At 66.6% G+C, this 16,896-nt stretch carries 14 protein-coding genes; 10 read left to right on the top strand and 4 right to left on the bottom strand.

Annotated features, from left to right (window positions below; translation table 11 throughout):
- Nucleotides 1-66 precede the first annotated feature (66 nt).
- Genes BMZ21_RS06550 through BMZ21_RS06565 form a run of 4 tightly spaced genes read left to right on the top strand, consistent with a single transcriptional unit; the run spans nucleotide 67 to nucleotide 3,960 of the window.
- A complete protein-coding gene (locus BMZ21_RS06550) occupies nucleotides 67-1,044 on the top strand; it encodes an ABC transporter permease (RefSeq protein WP_091831091.1) in 978 nt (325 codons plus the stop codon).
- The gene (locus tag BMZ21_RS06555) at nucleotides 1,041-1,961 is read left to right on the top strand and encodes an ABC transporter permease (protein ID WP_091831093.1); all 921 of its coding nucleotides are present in this window, start codon (nucleotides 1,041-1,043) and stop codon (nucleotides 1,959-1,961) included. The genes BMZ21_RS06550 and BMZ21_RS06555 overlap by 4 nt, the downstream gene beginning before the upstream one ends.
- A 2-nt stretch (nucleotides 1,962-1,963) precedes the next feature.
- On the top strand, nucleotides 1,964-2,947 hold the full coding sequence (locus BMZ21_RS06560) for an ABC transporter ATP-binding protein (protein ID WP_091831095.1): 984 nt from the start codon (nucleotides 1,964-1,966) through the stop codon (nucleotides 2,945-2,947).
- On the top strand, nucleotides 2,944-3,960 hold the full coding sequence (locus BMZ21_RS06565) for an ABC transporter ATP-binding protein (RefSeq protein ID WP_091831097.1): 1,017 nt from the start codon (nucleotides 2,944-2,946) through the stop codon (nucleotides 3,958-3,960). The genes BMZ21_RS06560 and BMZ21_RS06565 overlap by 4 nt, the downstream gene beginning before the upstream one ends.
- A gap of 9 nt (nucleotides 3,961-3,969) precedes the next feature.
- Here BMZ21_RS06565 and BMZ21_RS06570 read toward each other — a convergent pair whose 3' ends face one another.
- The 3 genes from BMZ21_RS06570 to BMZ21_RS06580 form a co-directional block, all read right to left on the bottom strand.
- Nucleotides 3,970-4,356: an LCCL domain-containing protein gene (locus BMZ21_RS06570; protein ID WP_091831099.1), complete on the bottom strand. Its 387-nt coding sequence runs from the start codon at nucleotides 4,354-4,356 to the stop codon at nucleotides 3,970-3,972.
- A gap of 89 nt (nucleotides 4,357-4,445) precedes the next feature.
- Nucleotides 4,446-5,723, bottom strand: a complete 1,278-nt coding sequence (locus tag BMZ21_RS06575; protein ID WP_091831101.1) for a vWA domain-containing protein — start codon at nucleotides 5,721-5,723, stop codon at nucleotides 4,446-4,448.
- Complete coding sequence (locus tag BMZ21_RS06580) at nucleotides 5,720-6,751, bottom strand: AAA family ATPase (protein WP_091831103.1); 1,032 nt, start codon at nucleotides 6,749-6,751, stop codon at nucleotides 5,720-5,722. The genes BMZ21_RS06575 and BMZ21_RS06580 overlap by 4 nt, the downstream gene beginning before the upstream one ends.
- Before the next feature lie 292 nt (nucleotides 6,752-7,043).
- Here BMZ21_RS06580 and BMZ21_RS06585 point away from each other — a divergent pair, with 292 nt between their 5' ends.
- The 5 genes from BMZ21_RS06585 to BMZ21_RS06605 all read left to right on the top strand — a co-directional run bounded on the left by BMZ21_RS06585 (nucleotide 7,044) and on the right by BMZ21_RS06605 (nucleotide 14,899).
- A complete protein-coding gene (locus tag BMZ21_RS06585) occupies nucleotides 7,044-9,338 on the top strand; it encodes an NADP-dependent malic enzyme (RefSeq protein WP_091831105.1) in 2,295 nt (764 codons plus the stop codon).
- Between the two features lie 173 nt (nucleotides 9,339-9,511).
- Nucleotides 9,512-11,143 carry a peptide ABC transporter substrate-binding protein gene (locus tag BMZ21_RS06590; RefSeq protein ID WP_091831107.1) on the top strand — a complete coding sequence of 544 codons (1,632 nt, stop codon included), beginning with the start codon at nucleotides 9,512-9,514 and terminating at the stop codon, nucleotides 11,141-11,143.
- Between the two features lie 113 nt (nucleotides 11,144-11,256).
- Complete coding sequence (locus tag BMZ21_RS06595; protein ID WP_091831109.1) at nucleotides 11,257-12,177, top strand: ABC transporter permease subunit; 921 nt, start codon at nucleotides 11,257-11,259, stop codon at nucleotides 12,175-12,177.
- Between the two features lie 3 nt (nucleotides 12,178-12,180).
- Entirely contained in the window at nucleotides 12,181-13,302 is a 1,122-nt protein-coding gene (locus tag BMZ21_RS06600; protein ID WP_091831111.1) for an ABC transporter permease subunit, read from the top strand.
- 1 nt (nucleotide 13,303) lies between these two features.
- Entirely contained in the window at nucleotides 13,304-14,899 is a 1,596-nt protein-coding gene (locus BMZ21_RS06605; protein ID WP_091831113.1) for an ABC transporter ATP-binding protein, read from the top strand.
- Between the two features lie 145 nt (nucleotides 14,900-15,044).
- Here BMZ21_RS06605 and BMZ21_RS06610 read toward each other — a convergent pair whose 3' ends face one another.
- On the bottom strand, nucleotides 15,045-16,160 hold the full coding sequence (locus BMZ21_RS06610) for a branched-chain amino acid ABC transporter substrate-binding protein (protein WP_091831116.1): 1,116 nt from the start codon (nucleotides 16,158-16,160) through the stop codon (nucleotides 15,045-15,047).
- A gap of 81 nt (nucleotides 16,161-16,241) precedes the next feature.
- On the opposite strand from BMZ21_RS06610, the gene BMZ21_RS06615 reads away from it, so the two are divergent.
- Nucleotides 16,242-16,889 carry a CGNR zinc finger domain-containing protein gene (locus tag BMZ21_RS06615; RefSeq protein ID WP_167561560.1) on the top strand — a complete coding sequence of 216 codons (648 nt, stop codon included), beginning with the start codon at nucleotides 16,242-16,244 and terminating at the stop codon, nucleotides 16,887-16,889.
- Nucleotides 16,890-16,896 lie beyond the last annotated feature (7 nt).

Raw genomic sequence — 16,896 nt, forward strand, 5'->3', positions numbered from 1 at the left:
ACGTCACCCCATCGGCCCCGCCGAATGGGGTGATGTTCCGCACTCCGCTCCGGAAGGCACCGGACCATGCTGGCATTCGTCCTGCGCCGCCTGGCGCAAGCTCTCTTCGTCATCGCGGCGATGCTCGTGATCGTCTTCTTCGGCGTGAATGTCGTCGGCGATCCCATCTACATGCTGATCTCGCCCGAGATGGACCAGCAGCAGATCGCCGAGACGGCGCGCGCGCTCGGGCTCGACCGGCCGATCTGGGAACAGTTCCTGGTCTTCCTGAAGAACGCCGTCCAGGGCGATCTCGGCCGCTCCTTCGTCCATGGCGAATCCGCGATCAAGCTGATCCTCAGCCGCATGCCGGCGACGCTGGAGCTCGCCTTCGTCGCGCTGGTGATGGCGGTCGTGATCGGCCTGCCGCTCGGCCTCTATGCCGGCCTGAAGCCGGAGAGCCGGCTGTCGCGCTTCATCATGGCGGTCTCGATCCTCGGCTTCTCGCTGCCGACCTTCTGGGTCGGCCTGATGCTGATCCTGACTTTCGCGGTCGGCCTCGGCTGGCTTCCGGCGACCGGGCGCGGGCCGACGGTCTCGATCCTCGGCTTCGAGACCTCGCTGCTGTCGCTCCAGGGCTGGAAGCATGTCGCCCTGCCGGCGTTCAATCTGGCGCTGCTCAAGATCTCGCTGGTGATCCGCCTGGCGCGGGCCGGCGCACGCGAGGCGGCGTTGATGGACTACGTCAAGTTCGCCCGGGCCAAGGGCCTGTCGCAGAGCCGGATCATCGGCGTCCACATCCTCAAGAACATCATGATCCCGATCGTCACCGTGCTCGGTCTGGAGTTCGGCTCGCTCGTCGCCTTCTCGGTGGTGACCGAGACGATCTTCGCCTGGCCGGGCATGGGCCGCCTGCTGCTGGAGGCGATCACCCGGCTCGATCGGCCGGTGATAGTCGCCTATGTCATGGTCGTGGTCGTGCTGTTCGTCACCATCAACCTCCTGGTCGACCTGGTCTATTCGGCGCTCGACCCACGCGTACGCCTGACGGAGGCGACATCATGAGCGACGCCGCTTTGCCCGCTGCCGCACCGCCCGTCGAGGCCAAGGAGGAGACACCGTTCCGGCGCTTCGTCCGCTCCTTCATCGAGGACCGGCTTGCGCTGTTCGGGCTCGCCCTCTTCATCCTGATCGTGCTGCTCGCCCTCGCCGCCCCGCTGATCGCGCCGCAGAACCCCTATGATCTCGCCAGCGTCGACGTGATGGATTCGCGCCAGCCGCCGGGCTCGCTCTCGGGCGAGGGCTTCACCATGTGGCTCGGCTCGGACGGCGTCGGTCGCGACCTGCTCTCCGGCATCCTCTACGGCCTGCGCATCTCGCTGATGGTCGGCGCCTTCTCCGGCATCCTGGCGGCGAGCCTCGGCGCGGCGATCGGCCTGATCGCCGCCTATGCCGGCGGGCGCACCGAGAACGCGATCATGCGCCTGGTCGACCTTCAGCTTTCCCTGCCCTCGGTGCTGGTCGCACTGATCCTGGTCGCGGGCCTCGGCAAGGGCGTCGACAAGATCATCATCGCGCTGGTGATGGTGCAGTGGGCCTATTACGCCCGCACCGTGCGCGGCTCGGCCCTGGTCGAGCGGCGCAAGGAGTATGTCGAGGCTGCGCAGTCGCTGGGCTTGTCGCATGCCCGTACCGTCTTCCGGCACATCCTGCCGAACTGCCTAGCGCCCGTGATCGTCATCGTCACCGTGCAGACGGCCCATGCCATCTCGCTGGAGGCGACGCTGTCCTTCCTCGGCGTCGGCCTGCCGCAGACCGAGCCCTCGCTCGGCGTGCTGATCGCCAACGGCTTCCAGTACATGCTCTCGGGCAGCTACTGGATCTCGGTCTTCCCCGGCTTTGCGCTGCTGATGACGATCGTCTCGATCAACCTGGTCGGCGACCGCCTGCGCGACGTGCTCAACCCGCGGCTGGAGAAGTGAGCATGGCGCCAGTTCTCGAAGTCACCAACCTCAAGACCCATTTCTTCACCCGTGCCGGCACGGTGAAATCGGTCGATGGCGTCTCCTTCCATGTCGATCGCGGCGAGGTGCTCGGTCTCGTCGGCGAATCCGGCTCGGGCAAATCGGTCACCGGCTTTTCGGTGATGGGCCTGATCGACCCCCCCGGCAAGATCGTCGAGGGCTCGATCAAGCTCAACGGCAAGGAGCTGGTCGGGCTCGACGAGGAGGGCTTCCGCAAGGTCCGCGGCCGCGAGGTCGCGATGATCTTCCAGGACCCGATGATGACGCTGAACCCGGTCCTGCGCGTCGATACGCAGATGATCGAGGCCGTCACCGCCCATGACAAGGTTTCGCACAAGGCGGCGCGCGAGCGCGCCCGCGACGCGCTCGCCAAGGTCGGCATCCCCTCGCCCGAGGAGCGGCTCAACGCCTATCCGCACCAATTCTCCGGCGGCATGCGCCAGCGTGTCGCGATTGCGATCGCCCTGCTGCACCGCCCGCCCCTGATCATCTGCGACGAGCCGACGACGGCGCTCGACGTCACCATCCAGAGCCAGATCCTGGCGGAGATGCAGGGCCTCTGCGCCGATACCGGCACGGCTTTGGTCTGGATCACCCATGACCTCGGCGTCGTCGCCGGCCTCGCCGACCGGATCGCGGTGATGTATGCCGGCCGCATCGTCGAGACCGGCGCTGTCGATCCGGTGCTCGACACACCCCTCCACCCCTATACCAACGGTTTGCTCGGTTCGCTGCCGGCCGAGGGCGAGCCCGGCGCGCCCTTGCGCCAGATCAGAGGCTCGACGCCGTCGCTGGCGCGCCTGCCGCAAGGCTGTGCCTTCGCAGCCCGCTGTGATTACGCGCAGGCCGATTGCCTCGCCAGCGCGCCCGACGTCACCCCGTTCGCGGGCGAGCGCGGGGTGCGCTGCCACCATCCGCTGAACCTCGCCGGAGTCGCGGCATGAGCACGCCGATCCTCACCCTCGAAGGCGTCTCGAAGCGCTTCACCAAGCCACTCGACGCCGCCTCGAAATTCGCCAACCTGCTCGGCGCCAACTACAGCGAGCAGACCGTCCACGCCGTCGACAGCGTCGACCTCTCGATCCGCCAGGGCGAGGTCGTCGGGCTCGTCGGCGAGTCCGGTTGCGGCAAGTCGACCCTCGGGCGCGTCGTCGCCGGCGTTCATCATGCCAGCTCCGGCCGCGTCTCCTGGCGCGGCCGCTATACCGACGAGATGTCGTCGGAGGAGCGCAAGGCGGCGACGCTCGCGATCCAGATGATCTTCCAGGACCCGATGTCCTCGCTCAACCCGCGCCTGCGCGTCACCGACATCGTCGGCGAGGCGCCGGTCGTGCACGGGCTGGTGCCGAAGGCGCAGCAGGACGCCTATGTCGCCGAGATGCTCGACCGGGTCGGCCTCGACTCGACCTATCGCCGCCGCTATCCGCACCAGTTCTCCGGCGGCCAGCGCGCCCGCATCGGCATTGCCAGGGCACTGGCGGTCAAGCCGCAGTTCCTCGTCTGCGACGAGAGCGTCGCCGCACTTGATGTATCGATTCAGGCCCAGGTCCTGAATCTTTTCATGAAGCTGCGCGACGAACTTAACCTGACTTATCTTTTCATTAGCCATGACCTCTCGGTGGTCCGCCACCTCTCCGACCGCGTCGTGATCATGTATCTCGGCCGCGTCGTCGAGGCGGCGCCGGCGAGCGAATTGTTCAAGGGCCCGCAGCACCCTTACGCGCAGGCGCTCCTCGCCAACGTCCCGACGATCAGCGCCCGCAAGAAGCGCTTCGCTCCGCTGAAGGGCGAGATTCCCTCGCCGCTGCATCCGCCCTCCGGCTGCCATTTCCATCCGCGCTGCCCGCAGGCGGGGCCGCGCTGCAGGGCCGAGCGTCCGGCACTGAAGGAGATCGCGACGGGCCATGTCGCCGCCTGCCATCTGCACGATGGCGGCGTCGGCGCGCTGGCGGCCTGAGGGCTCCCTTTAGAGTGGTGAGAGCTGCCAGGCATACTGATAGCGCCCGTATTGGGTGCTGGTGACGCCGTTGCGCTGCGTGCCGGGGAACTCCTCCGGCGGCGTCACCACCGTCACCCTGAAGACGCCTGTCTTGCCCGGCTTCAGCAGGCCCATATGGACGGCGGCCGCGCCGATCGTCGAATCGCCGCTGTAGACATCCGTGCCCCAGAGCTGGCCTTCCAGAACGCCCGTAACGCGGAAATAGTAGACGGCGCCGACCTTCTCGCAGAGCCCGTGCATGTTGGTCGGCGCATCCGAGGCGATTGAGTTCTGCTCGAGCAGCGTCTTGAGCTGCCGGCGCGAGAGTTTCCCGCGCTTGTCGAAATAGGCGACGAGATCCTGCACGACTTTCACGATCCACCTCCCTAGCGCGCGTTCCGTTCGACCGGGATCGGTCGAACGAAAAGAATTCGCGCAAAATCGAAAAGTTGAGCATGTTCTCGTCACAAAAGTGGTCCCCACTTTTGCGGAACATGCTCTTGCATGACAATCACGCGTCCATAGGACGGCTGGAACGAGGCTGACGCTTTCGGCAACGCCCAGAGCACCGCGTAGGGCACGGGCTCGTTGGGATAGGTGATGTCGCCATCGGTGATGATGATCGCCGAGCTCACCCGCGGATCATCCGCCAATGCGGCGAGCGCCGGTGTCAGGTCGCTGCCGCCATAGCCGCTGATCTGATAGTCGGCGAGCGCCGCCGGCGAGAGCACTTCGTCGGAGGTGACGACGGTGTCGCACTGAACGACGCGGATCTCGTCGACCCCGGCCGCATCGCAGAAATCGGCGATGGCGCCCAGTGCCTTCGGAATGTCGTCGCTCATCGAGGCGCTAGTGTCGAGGATGACGTTCAGCATCCAGGAATGGCGTTTACGGCCGGGCATCACGACGTCGCCGTAGTCGTTGCCGCGGCGGGACGCACGATTGAAGGTGCGCTCGCCGGGCGCCGCGCCTTCGAGCCAGGCCTGCAGCGCGATATGCCAGGGCGTGTGGAAGAAACCGCGCTGCGCCAGCACGCTTTGCTGCTGGCCGCCCGGGCTGTCGCCCCTGCCGCGCAAGGCGCCCATGGCCTTCGCCAGCACCATGCCGCGGCCGGCGAGGTCGCGGATCGCCCGCGCCCGCTCAGCCTGGTCGGCGCTGTCCTCGGGGAAAAGCTCGCGCTCGCGCTGGGCGTCGAGCGCATCGCCCATCGCGCCGGCAGGAGCCTGCCGCGCCGCGCCGAGCACCTGCTCGACGGTGACGGCCTGCCCCTCCCAAACTTGAGTCCGCGAGGACATGTAGCTGCCGGTACGGCGCATCTCCAGCACGATGTCCTCGGCCGAGCGCTCACGTGCGCCCTGCATATCGAGACCGCCAGCCGGGATCTTGGTGGTGCCGAGCGCATGCCGCAGCATGTCGTTGATGATGTAGTCGTGGGCATAATTGAACTCGAGCGTGGCGCTACCGCGGGCCCTGTCATGGGTCCGCAGCGCCAGGTGCAGGAGTTCGTGGGCGAGCACGAAGACGAGATCGTCGCCGGAGAGCCTGGCGGTGAAGGACGGGTTCGCCAGCAGCCGGCCGGAGGCGAAGACCCCCATGGTCGGCACGCGCTCGTCGATCTCGACGCGCACGGCGGCGACAAGCCCGGCCAGATGGGGGAACGGCACCGTCACCAGCCGCAGGCCCCGCATGATCCGGCCATGGATGGCGCGGTCGGCAACCGAAAGATCGGGCGCCGTGCTCATGCCGCAACCTTGCGCAGGAGGTCGTACATCGCCCGGTCCGCGCCGAGCGCCCCCCAGACCTCCACCATGTCGTTGAGGATGAGGAGCTGGTGCTCGTGCGACAGGCTCCGCAGGAAGCGGTTGATCACCGCCGGCTTCATGCCTTCCGCGCGCCCGTCCCGGACGAACTGGCGGATGCAGTCGAGGATGAACCAGCGGGCGGAATCCCCCTTGGGCAGCAGCTCGGGCTTGCGCAGATAGTCTTCGAGCGGACGCACGGCCCCGATCGAATCCTCGGCGAGCGCGCAGAACACCACCGCGTCCTCCGGCGAGAGCCGGCCGAAGGCGAGCGCGCGCCGCAACTCATTGCTGAGGAAGCCGGCATTCTGCGCCATGTCGAGCGCCCGAGACAGCAGCGTCCAGGCGCGCGGTGTCGAGAACGGCACGGGCTCGGCCGGCACTGGCCGCATCAGCGCGTCGGGGATCGTCGCGATGAAGCTGCGGATCTCGGCGCGCACGCCGGCACGCTGGGCCCAGGCCAGCCAATCGGCGGTATCGACGCGCAATTGCAGAATGGTGACACGGTTGACCAGCGCCGAGCTCATCGCCCGCACCAATGCGCGGTCCTGCAGCCGGTTGCCGGCGGCGACGACCCAGGTGCCTTTCGGCAGGGCATGCTCGCCGAGCCGCCGCTCCAGCAGCAGCGAATAAAACGCCTTCTGGACATCGGGCGAGCAGGCCGGCAATTCGTCGAGGAACAGGCAGAACGGCTCGGGCTTCTCCGGCAAGAGCACGCGCGGCGGGCAGAACACCGAGCGCTCGCCGACGATGCGCGGGATGCCGCTGACGTCCTCCGGGGCGATCTGGGTGCCGAGCAGCGAGCGACAGGGCAGACCCGCCTCGCGCGCCGCTTCATAGACCAGCTCGGACTTGCCGAGTCCGGGCGGCGAGAGCAGCAGGAAGCTCTGCTCATGCGCCATGCACTGGATCAGCTGCTTGGCCTGTCGCAGCGAGACGACTTCCTCGAAGGCGGAACGCGTCGCTTCCATCAACCCCTCCCAAAAGCGCCCCGTAAGGATCGGATCCACGGGTCCGGCGAGAGGTAGTCTGCAACAGCCGAGGCCGTTGAAATCATTATTTCTTTGTAATGTTTAGTTTTGTTTCACGGCTGTTTCACGGACCACAAGCTTCCGTGATTCTGGCGCTCCTGCCGCACTTGCCGGCGAGGCGCGGCCCTGTTTTCCCGACGGCACAAGTCTTTCGCCACCCGCTCCGGCTTGACGCCCACCCGTTTCCGCGCGACCTCCTCAACTCGCAACGGTAGCGCAGAGGAAGCGTGGGATGGCTAAGAGCACCTTGTCGGCGGACCTTCGTTCGGGCGCGCTCGTCTACCACCGCCTTCCCAAGCCGGGTAAGCTGGAGATCCAGGCGACCAAGCCGCTGGGCAACCAGCGCGACCTGGCGCTGGCCTATTCGCCCGGCGTCGCCGCCGCCTGCGAGGCGATCGTCGAGGATCCGGCTGAGGCTGCCGAACTCACCTCGCGCCAGAACCTCGTCGCCGTCATCACCAACGGCACTGCCGTGCTCGGCCTCGGCGACATCGGGCCGCTCGCCTCGAAGCCCGTGATGGAGGGCAAGGCCGTCCTCTTCAAGAAATTCGCCGGGATCGACTGCTTCGACATCGAGGTCGAGCAGAAGAACATCGAGAAATTCGTCGAGGTCGTCGCCGCGCTTGAGCCGACCTTCGGCGGTATCAATCTCGAGGACATCAAGGGCCCCGAATGCTTCGAGATCGAGGAGCAGCTCAAGGCCCGGATGAACATTCCGGTCTTCCATGACGACCAGCATGGCACCGCGATCATCGTCAGCGCCGCCGTCCTGAACGGGCTCGACCTAGCCGGCAAGAAGATCGGCGACGTCAAGATCGTCGTGTCCGGCGCCGGCGCGGCCGCGCTGGCCTGCCTCAACCTGCTCGTCTCGCTCGGCGCCCGCACCCAGAACATCTGGGTCACCGACCTCGACGGCGTGGTCTATAAGGGCCGCAATACCCTGATGGACCGCTGGAAGGAGGTCTACGCGCAGGAGACGCAGGCGCGCACGCTCGCCGAAGTCATCCCCGGTGCCGACATCTTCCTCGGTCTGTCCGCCGCCGGCGTGCTGAAGCCGGAGATGGCCAAGGAGATGGCACAAAAGCCGCTGATCCTGGCGCTCGCCAACCCCTATCCGGAGATCATGCCGGAGGAGGCGCTGGCCGTCCGGCCGGACGCGATGATCTGTACCGGCCGCTCGGATTATCCGAACCAAGTCAACAACGTCCTGTGCTTCCCCTACATCTTCCGCGGCGCACTCGACGTGCAGGCGACGACGATCAACGAGCCGATGAAGCTCGCGGCGGTGCGTGCCATCGCTGCACTCGCCCGCGAGGCGACCTCGGACGTGGCGGCACGCGCTTATGGCGGCGAGGCCTCGACCTTCGGCGCGAACTCGCTGATCCCCAACCCGTTCGATCCGCGCCTGATCCTGCGCATCGCGCCTGCGGTGGCCGAGGCGGCGATGGCGACCGGCGTCGCCAAGAAGCCGCTGATCGACCTCGAAGCCTATCGCGAGGACCTGTCGCGCTTCGTCTTCCGTTCCGGCTTCCTGATGAAGCCGCTCTTCGCCAAGGCGAAGGCCGACCCCAAGCGCGTGATCTATGCCGAGGGCGAGGACGAGCGCGTGCTGCGCGCCGCCCAGATCGCGATCGAGGAAGGCATGGCGATCCCGATCCTGATCGGCCGCCCCTCGGTGATCGAGACCCGCGTCAAGCGCTTCGGCCTGACGATCCGGCCGGGCATCGATTGCGAGCTGGTCAACCCCGAGGACGACCCGCGCTATCGCGACTACGTCCAGACCTATCTCGACATCGCCGGCCGGCGCGGCATCACACCAGAGGCGGCCCGCGCGCTGGTGCGTACCAACAACACCGTGATCGCGGCGCTCGCCGTGGCGCGGGGCGAGGCCGATGCGATGATCACCGGGCTGGAGGGGCGCTTCCTCTCGCGGCTGCGCCATATCCGCGACATCATCGGGCTCGAGCCAGGCGTCTGCGACATCGCGGCGATGACGCTGATCATCACCAGCAAGGGCGCGTTCTTCCTCGCCGACACCCATGTGAAGCACGATCCCACGGCCGAAGAGATCGCCGACATGACGATTCTTGCGGCCGGCCATGTCGAGCGCTTCGGCATCGCCCCGAAGATCGCCCTGCTCTCGCATTCGGATTTCGGGGCGGCCGACACGCCGTCCTCGATCAAGATGCGCAAGGCGGTGAAGCTGATCCAGGAGCGCGCGCCGGAGCTGGAATGCGATGGCGAGATGGAGGCCGACACGGCCCTCCTCGCCACGATCCGCGACCGGGTGCTGCCGTCCTCGAAGCTGAAGGGCGTTGCCAACGTCCTGATCTTCCCCAATCTCGACGCGGCCAACATCGCCTACCAGTTCGCCAAGGTGCTGGCGGACGCGCTGCCCGTCGGCCCGATCCTGATCGGCGCCGCCAAGCCGGTGCACATCCTCACCGGCTCGGTCACGGCACGCGGCGTCGTCAACATGACCGCCGTCGCCGTCGCCGAGGCGCAAGGACGGGCCGCCGCAGGCTAACCTTGCGCCAGTTCCCGTTGAAGCTGTTTCTGAGCCAGCTTTCGAAAGCGGCTCAGAGACTTAAGCCGAACGGTTGATACCGGCTTTTCGCTCTTGGCGGGCGGCGCGCGATAGGCTCATACTTCGCTCCAGGAGCGGGAAAGGGGCCCGTCCGAATCGTTCGGAGAGCGCTCATGTGTGAGATCCACCGTCAGTCCGGTTTCAGGCGCGCCATCCGGCCGCTCGCGCTGGCGAGCGGCCTTTTTCTTGCGCTCGCAGGCTTTGCCGGCGCCGCCATGGCGCAGGTCGTGTTCCATCGCGGCAATGACGGCGATCCCGAGACGCTCGATTCGCACAAGACCTCGACGGTCAGCGAAGCCCATCTCCTGCGCGATCTCTCCGAAGGCCTGGTGATCCACCACATCAACGGCGAGGTCGTTCCCGGCGTCGCCGAGAGCTGGACGATGGCGCCGGACGGCAAGAGCTACAGCTTCAAGCTGCGCGCGAACGCCAAATGGTCGAATGGCGACCCGGTCACGGCGAACGATTTCGTCTTCTCGTTCCGGCGCATGGTCAATCCGGAGACCGGTGCGAAATACGCCAATATCCTCTACCCCATCCTCAACGCCGAGAAGATCAACAAGGCAAGCGAAGGCGCCAAGCTCGAGGATCTCGGCGTCAAGGCGGTCGACGAGCGCACGCTCGAGATTTCGCTGGAGCGGCCCACCCCCTATTTCCTGGAATTGCTGACGCACCAGACCGGCCTGCCGGTCCATGTGCCGTCCGTCCAGAAATTCGGCAAGGACTTCGTCAAGTCGGAGAACTGGGTCTCGAACGGCGCCTACACGCTGAAGGAATTCGTGCCGAACTCGCATATCCGGCTGGAGAAGAACAAGGCCTTCCACGACGCGGCGAACGTGAAGATCGACACGGTGATCTACTATCCGACGCCCGACTTCTCCGCCGCCGCCCGCCGCTTCCAGGCCGGCGAATTGCAGATGACATCCGACATTCCGGCCGATCAGGTCCAGCAGCTTCGCGAGAAGCTCGGCAAGGAGCAGGTCCGGATTTCGCCCTATCTCGGCACCTATTTCCTGATCATCAACACCGCCAAGAAGCCGTTCGACGACATCCGGGTTCGGCGCGCGCTGTCGCTGGTGATCGATCGCGAATTCATCGCCGAGGAGATCTGGGGCGGCACCATGCTGCCGGCCTATGGTGTGATCCCGCCGAATATCGGCAACTACGGCGAGCGCGCCGAAGCCGACTTCAAGGGCGCCTCCCCGCTCGACCGAGAGGACGAGGCGAAGAAGCTGCTTGCCGCTGCCGGCTTCGGGCCCGGCGTGCCGCTCAAGGTCCAGCTGCGCTACAACACCACCGACAACAACCGCCGCACCGTCATCGCCATCGCCGAGCAGTGGAAAGCGATCGGCGTCGAGACCAGCTTCATCAACACCGACGGCAAGACCCACTTCGCCCTGCTTCGCGACGGCGGCGACTTCGACATCGCCCGCTATGGCTGGATCGGCGATTATTCCGATCCGCAGAACTTCCTGTTCCTGTTCCAGAGCGACAATACCGGCTTCAACTCCGGGAAGTACAACAACCCGACATTCGACGCGCTGATGAAGCAGGGCGCCGAAGAGGTCGACATCGCCAAGCGCGCCGCGATCCTGCGCGAGGCGGACGCGATCCTCGCGGCCGACGTGCCGTGGATTCCGGTGCTCTACTATTCCTCGAAGAACCTGGTCTCGCCGAAGGTGCAGGGCTTCCAGCAGAATCTGCGCGGCGCGCTGCCGACGCGGTTCATGAGCCTGAAGCCGTGATTCCAGACGCGTCATGGCCGGGCTTGCCCCGGCCATCTCAGGCCGAAGCGGGTGACCGCCAGCGATAATGAGATGTTCGGGTCGAGCCCGAGCATGACGTAGGGACCAGCCCTGTGCTCACCTACATCCTGCGCCGCCTTGCCGCCGCGATCCCGACCCTGTTCGTGATCGTGACGCTGTCGTTCTTCCTGATGCGCGTCGCGCCGGGCGGGCCGTTCGATCTCGAGCAGCCGCTCGAAGCCAAGGTGATGGAGAACCTGCGGCGCATCTACAAGCTCGACCAGCCGCTGTTCCAGCAATACCTGACCTATCTCGCCGCCCTGCTGCGCGGCGATTTTGGCCCGTCCTTCTATTTCCGCGACTTCTCGATCGCCGAACTCTTCGCCCAGGGTCTGCCGGTCTCGATGCGGCTCGGAGCCTGTGCGCTGCTGCTCGCGCTGGCGATCGGCGGCCCGCTGGGCGCGCTCGCGGCCTTTCGCCAGAATGGCGCGGCTGACCATGCGGTGATCGGCTTCGCCACCGCCGGCATTACCATCCCGAACTTCGTCGTCGCGCCCATCCTGCAGATCGTCTTCGGCCTGAGCCTCGCCTGGCTGCCGGTCGGCGGCTGGAACGGCGGCGCCTTCCGCAACACCGTGCTGCCGATCGTGACGCTCGCCCTCCCCCAGATCGCCGTCATCGCCCGGATGACGCGCGCGGCGATGATCGAGACTTTGCGCGCCAACCATATCCGTACGCTTCGGGCCCAGGGCCTCTCGACCACGACCATCGCGCTGCATGCGGCGCGCGGCGCGGCGCTGCCGGTCGTCTCCTATCTCGGCCCGGCGGCGGCAAGCCTGCTCACCGGCTCGGTCGTGGTCGAGACCATCTTCGGCATTCCCGGCATCGGGCGCTATTTCGTCGAAGGCGCGCTCAATCGCGACTACACGCTGGTTATGGGCACCGTGGTCGTCGTCGCGATCTTCGTGCTGCTCTTCAACCTCGTCGTCGACGTGCTCTATGCGCTGCTCGACCCGCGCGTCAGGCTGGAGTGAGCGATGAGCGACACGACCACCTGTGCCCCGCCGCCCATCGGCCGCTCGCTCTGGCAGGACGCCCGCATCCGCCTGTTGCGCAATCGCGCTGCGGTGGCGAGCCTCGTCGCACTGGCGCTGATGATGCTGGCCTGCCTCGTCGGACCGCTGCTGACCGGCCACTCTTACGACCGGGTCTACCAGGACTATGTCCGCGTCCCCGGCAGCCTCTCCGCCTATCCCAAGGCGGAGGCCTTGCCCGGCGCTGTCCAGCGCATCGCCACGCGGATCAGGGCGACGCCGAGCGAGATCGTCGCGCAGGCTGATCGCGTCAGGCTGGTACTGACCGCGCAGCGGCCGATCGACCAGCGCCTGCTGGTCTATTTCGACCGCTCCGACCAGTTCGGCACGCCGGTCATCACCGCCAATGAGCAGGAAGGCCGCCGGCTCAGCCTCGAAGTCCCGATCGAGCGGCAATATTTCCTGTTCGGTACCGACTCCAATGGCCGCGACCTGCTGACCCGCACGCTGATCGCCGGCCGGGTCTCGCTCGCGATCGGCCTGCTCGCCACCGGCGTCGCATTGATCATCGGCGTCGCCTATGGCGCGACCGCAGGCTATCTCGGCGGGCGCATCGACATGGTGATGATGCGCATCGTCGACGTGCTCTATTCGCTGCCGTTCATCTTCTTCGTCATCCTCCTCGTTGTCTTCTTCGGCCGGAACTTCATCCTGATGTTCCTCGCCGTCGGCGCGATCGAATGGCTCGACATGGCGCGCATCGTCCGGGGCCAGGCGCTCTCGATCCGGCGGCAGGACTATGTGCTGGCGGCCGAGGCGCTCGGCGTCTCGACCGGCGGCATCCTCAGGCGCCATGTCATCCCCAACACGCTCGGTCCGGTCGTCGTCTACGTTACGCTGCTGGTGCCGAAGGTCATCCTGCTGGAGAGCTTCCTCTCCTTCCTCGGCCTTGGCGTGCAGGAGCCGATGACGAGTTGGGGCGTGCTGATCTCGGACGGCGCGCGCGCCATCCAGGCGACGCCATGGATGCTGATCTTCCCTGCCTCCTTCCTGGTGACGACCCTGTTTGCGCTCAACTTCCTCGGCGACGGCCTGCGCGACGCGCTCGACCCGCGGGATCGCTGAGATGGCGGACGAACCGATCCTGGCCATCCGCGACCTCAAGGTCCGCTTCCGCACCAATGACGGCCCTTGCGAGGCCGTGCGCGGCATCGACCTCGATATCGGCCCCGGCGAGTTCGTCGCGGTCGTCGGCGAATCCGGCTCCGGCAAGAGCCAGAGCGTGATGGCGGCGATGGGCCTCCTCGCCAGCAACGGCGAGGTCTCCGGCGCGATCCGCTATCGCGAGGTCGATCTTCTCACGCTACCGCCGTCGGTCCTGAACAGCTATCGCGGCCGCAAGCTCGCGATGATCTTTCAGGAGCCGATGACCTCGCTCGATCCGCTGTTCCGGATCGGAGCGCAGATGACGGCGCCTCTGCGCAAGCATCAGGGCCTGTCGCGCAAGGCGGCGCGGGCGCGGGCCCTCGAACTGCTGAAGCTGGTGCGCATCCCGCACCCGGAGCGCCGACTCGATTCCTATCCGCACGAACTCTCGGGCGGGCAACGCCAGCGCGTGATGATCGCGATGGCGCTCGCCAACGATCCCGACATCCTGATCGCCGACGAGCCGACGACAGCGCTCGACGTCACCATCGAGGCCGAGATCCTCGCGCTGATCGCCGAGCTCAGGCAGCGGCTGCGTATGGCGGTGATCCTGATCAGCCACGATCTCGGCCTCGTCCGGAACTATGCCGAGCGCGTCTATGTGATGAAGGCCGGCGAAGTCGTCGAGAGCGGCCCGGTGCAGGCGATCTTCGAACGACCGCGGCACCCCTACACCAAGGCGCTGCTCGCGGCCGAACCGCATGGGCGCAAGGCACCTCCGCCGCAGGATGCGCCGATCCTGCTCGAAGCCCGCGACGTGCGCGTCTCTTTCGACCTGTCGCGCGGTTTCCTCAGGCGCGAGAAGGCAATGCTGCATGCCGTCGACGGCGTCGACCTGACGCTGCGGCGCGGCCAGACGATCGGTATCGTCGGCGAATCCGGCTCGGGCAAGTCGACGCTCGGCCGCGCCTTGCTCAAGCTGCTGCCCTCCTCCGGGATCGTCCGCTTCGAGGATCGGGCGCTGACCCCGCTCGACCGCGCCGCGATGCGGCCGCTGCGTCGCGGCCTGCAGGTCGTCTTCCAGGATCCGTTCGGCTCGCTGTCGCCGCGCCTCACCGTCGGCGAGATCATCACCGAAGGTTTGCTGGTGCACGAGCCCGCTCTGTCGCGCGCCGAGCGCGAGCGGCGGGCCGCGGCGGCGCTCACAGAGGTCTGTCTCGACCCTGCCCTGCGCAATCGCTATCCGCACGAATTCTCCGGCGGCCAGCGCCAGCGCATCGCGATCGCCCGCGCCATGATCCTGCACCCGGCGCTGGTGGTGCTGGACGAGCCGACCTCGGCGCTCGACCGCACGGTGCAGCAGAGCATCGTCGCCCTCCTCAAGGAGCTCCAAGCGGCGCACGATCTGTCCTATCTCTTCATCAGCCACGACCTCGCGGTCGTCCGTGCCATGGCCGACGAGATCATGGTCATGAAGGATGGCAGGGTGGTCGAGCGCGGGCCGACGGAGGCGATCTTCGAGGCGCCGCAGCAGGACTATACCCGACGCCTCATCGCGGCAGCGCTGAAGCACTGACACGAAAAACGCCGCCTCGCTGGAGCGAAGCGGCGCCCTATCGGTGTCCGGCCAGGGGAGGCCACCGACACCGGCTAGAGGAGTATCCTCATCGCATTTTCGTCACGCGAACCGGTACCCGCTTCGCTCGAAAATGCTCTGGCTATCAATTCTCGACATAGCTGATCTTGCCGTCCGCGCCCTTCTTCCAGGTGTAGACGGTGTAGTCGAGATTGGTGCGGTCGCCCTTCTTGTCATAGGACATATCGCCGAGCACCGTCTTGAACGTCATGCCCGAATGCATCGCGGCGGCGATCTTCTTCGGATCGAGCGATTTCGCCTGCTCGGCCGCCTGCTTCATGATCTGGACCGCGGCGTAGGAGTAGAGCGTGTAGGCCTCCGGGTTGATGCCCTTGGCCTCGAAGCGCTTGACGACCTCGGCCGCCACGGGCCGTTTGCGCGGATCGGGCGGGAAGGTCATCAGCGTGCCTTCGGTGCCCGGGCCACCGATCACGGCGTATTCGTCGGACGTGATGCCGTCGGCGCCCATCGCCACCGTCGTCAGGCCCTGGTCGCGCATCTGGCGGACGATCAGGCCGAGCTCGGTGTGTAGTCCGCCCCAATAGAGCAGGTCGGCCTTGGCCGATTTGATCTTCGAGACCAGCGCCGAGAAGTCCTTCTCGCCGGTGTTGACGCCTTCATAGAGCACTTCCTTGATGCCGGCGGCGTGCAGACCCTTGCGGGTCTCTTCGGCGAGTCCCTGACCATAGGTCGTCTTGTCATGGACGACGACGATGACCTTGCCCTTGAAGGTCTTGGCGATATGGCCGGAGGCGACGACGCCCTGCTGGTCGTCGCGGCCGCAGGTGCGGAACACGTTCCACAGGCCGCGCTCGGTGATCTTCGGATTGGTGGCCGACGGGCTGATCATCAGCATGCCGTTCTCGGCGTAGACCTCGGATGCCGGCATCGTCACGCCGGAGTTGAAGTGGCCGACAACCCATTTGACGCCGTCGCCGACGAACTTGTTGGCCACCGAGACGCCCTGCTTGGGATCGCCGACGTCATCCCCGCTCGAAATCACGATCTGCTGGCCAAGGATGCCGCCGGCCGCATTGATGTCGGCCACGGCCTGCTCGGCCCCGTTCTTCAATTGCGCACCGAAGGCGGCGCTGGCGCCGGTCATCGGACCGGCGACGCCGAGCTTGATCTGCGCCAGCGCTGCGCCATGCGACATCGCGAATGCGCCTGCGGCGAGCATCGCGATCAGATTGGTCCTCATATCCGTTCTCCTCCACGGTCCGAGCCGTGGCCGGACGCTACGTCGCTTGCATTAACCTGTAAATCTGAGATAGCTGGTTACATGACGACTGATCGCACCGGCGGCCCCAGCCGCGCCAGCTCCTTGCCGCTCGTCGCAAGCGAGCTCGCCTTCGACTTCACCAACACCACCTCGGATCGCGGCGGGCCCAGCCAGCTCGAGCATCTGCGCGAGGGGCGCGACGTCGTGCTCTGGGCGCGGCACGCCAAGGTGATCAGCGACAGCGACCGCGATGCGTCACTGGCCGCGGTCGAGGCGGACGCCGATCTGGCGGCACGCCTGCTCGCCGAGGCACTGGATCTGCGCGACACGATCTATCGGATCGGCGCCGCGATCAGCCGCCGCCAGCCGCCGGCGGAGGAAGACCGTATGCAACTCGCAGCCATCCACGCGCATTGCCTCGCCAGCGCCAGGCTGTCTCCGTTCGGCGACGGCTTCGTCTGGCGCTGGGACGCCAGCCAGACCCTGAGCGAGGCGATCCGCGGGCCGATCGCACTGTCGGCTCTGACCGTGCTGACCCAGCAGAACCTCGCCCGCATCAAGCAATGCGAGGGCGACCATTGCGGCTGGCTGTTCTTCGACACCACGAAGAACCGGCTACGGCGCTGGTGCGAAATGTCGGTCTGCGGCAACCGCGCCAAGGTCCGCGCCTTCCGCCAGCGCCATTTCGAAGCGAAGACGGTCAGCTAGCGTCGCC

Source organism: Allobosea lupini, assembly GCF_900109525.1.
In the GTDB taxonomy this organism is placed as follows: Bacteria; Pseudomonadota; Alphaproteobacteria; order Rhizobiales; family Beijerinckiaceae; genus Allobosea; species Allobosea lupini.

Bases quoted from the DNA above. Each gene is read 5' to 3' on its own strand.
- BMZ21_RS06550 (WP_091831091.1), top strand. From the start codon at position 67: ATGCTGGCATTCGTCCTGCGCCGCCTGGCGCAAGCTCTCTTCGTCATC.
- BMZ21_RS06555 (WP_091831093.1), top strand. From the start codon at position 1,041: ATGAGCGACGCCGCTTTGCCCGCTGCCGCACCGCCCGTCGAGGCCAAG.
- BMZ21_RS06560 (WP_091831095.1), top strand. From the start codon at position 1,964: ATGGCGCCAGTTCTCGAAGTCACCAACCTCAAGACCCATTTCTTCACC.
- BMZ21_RS06565 (WP_091831097.1), top strand. From the start codon at position 2,944: ATGAGCACGCCGATCCTCACCCTCGAAGGCGTCTCGAAGCGCTTCACC.
- BMZ21_RS06575 (WP_091831101.1), bottom strand. From the start codon at position 5,723: ATGAGCACGGCGCCCGATCTTTCGGTTGCCGACCGCGCCATCCATGGC.
- BMZ21_RS06580 (WP_091831103.1), bottom strand. From the start codon at position 6,751: ATGGAAGCGACGCGTTCCGCCTTCGAGGAAGTCGTCTCGCTGCGACAG.
- BMZ21_RS06585 (WP_091831105.1), top strand. From the start codon at position 7,044: ATGGCTAAGAGCACCTTGTCGGCGGACCTTCGTTCGGGCGCGCTCGTC.
- BMZ21_RS06590 (WP_091831107.1), top strand. From the start codon at position 9,512: ATGTGTGAGATCCACCGTCAGTCCGGTTTCAGGCGCGCCATCCGGCCG.
- BMZ21_RS06600 (WP_091831111.1), top strand. From the start codon at position 12,181: ATGAGCGACACGACCACCTGTGCCCCGCCGCCCATCGGCCGCTCGCTC.
- BMZ21_RS06605 (WP_091831113.1), top strand. From the start codon at position 13,304: ATGGCGGACGAACCGATCCTGGCCATCCGCGACCTCAAGGTCCGCTTC.
- BMZ21_RS06610 (WP_091831116.1), bottom strand. From the start codon at position 16,160: ATGAGGACCAATCTGATCGCGATGCTCGCCGCAGGCGCATTCGCGATG.
- BMZ21_RS06615 (WP_167561560.1), top strand. From the start codon at position 16,242: ATGACGACTGATCGCACCGGCGGCCCCAGCCGCGCCAGCTCCTTGCCG.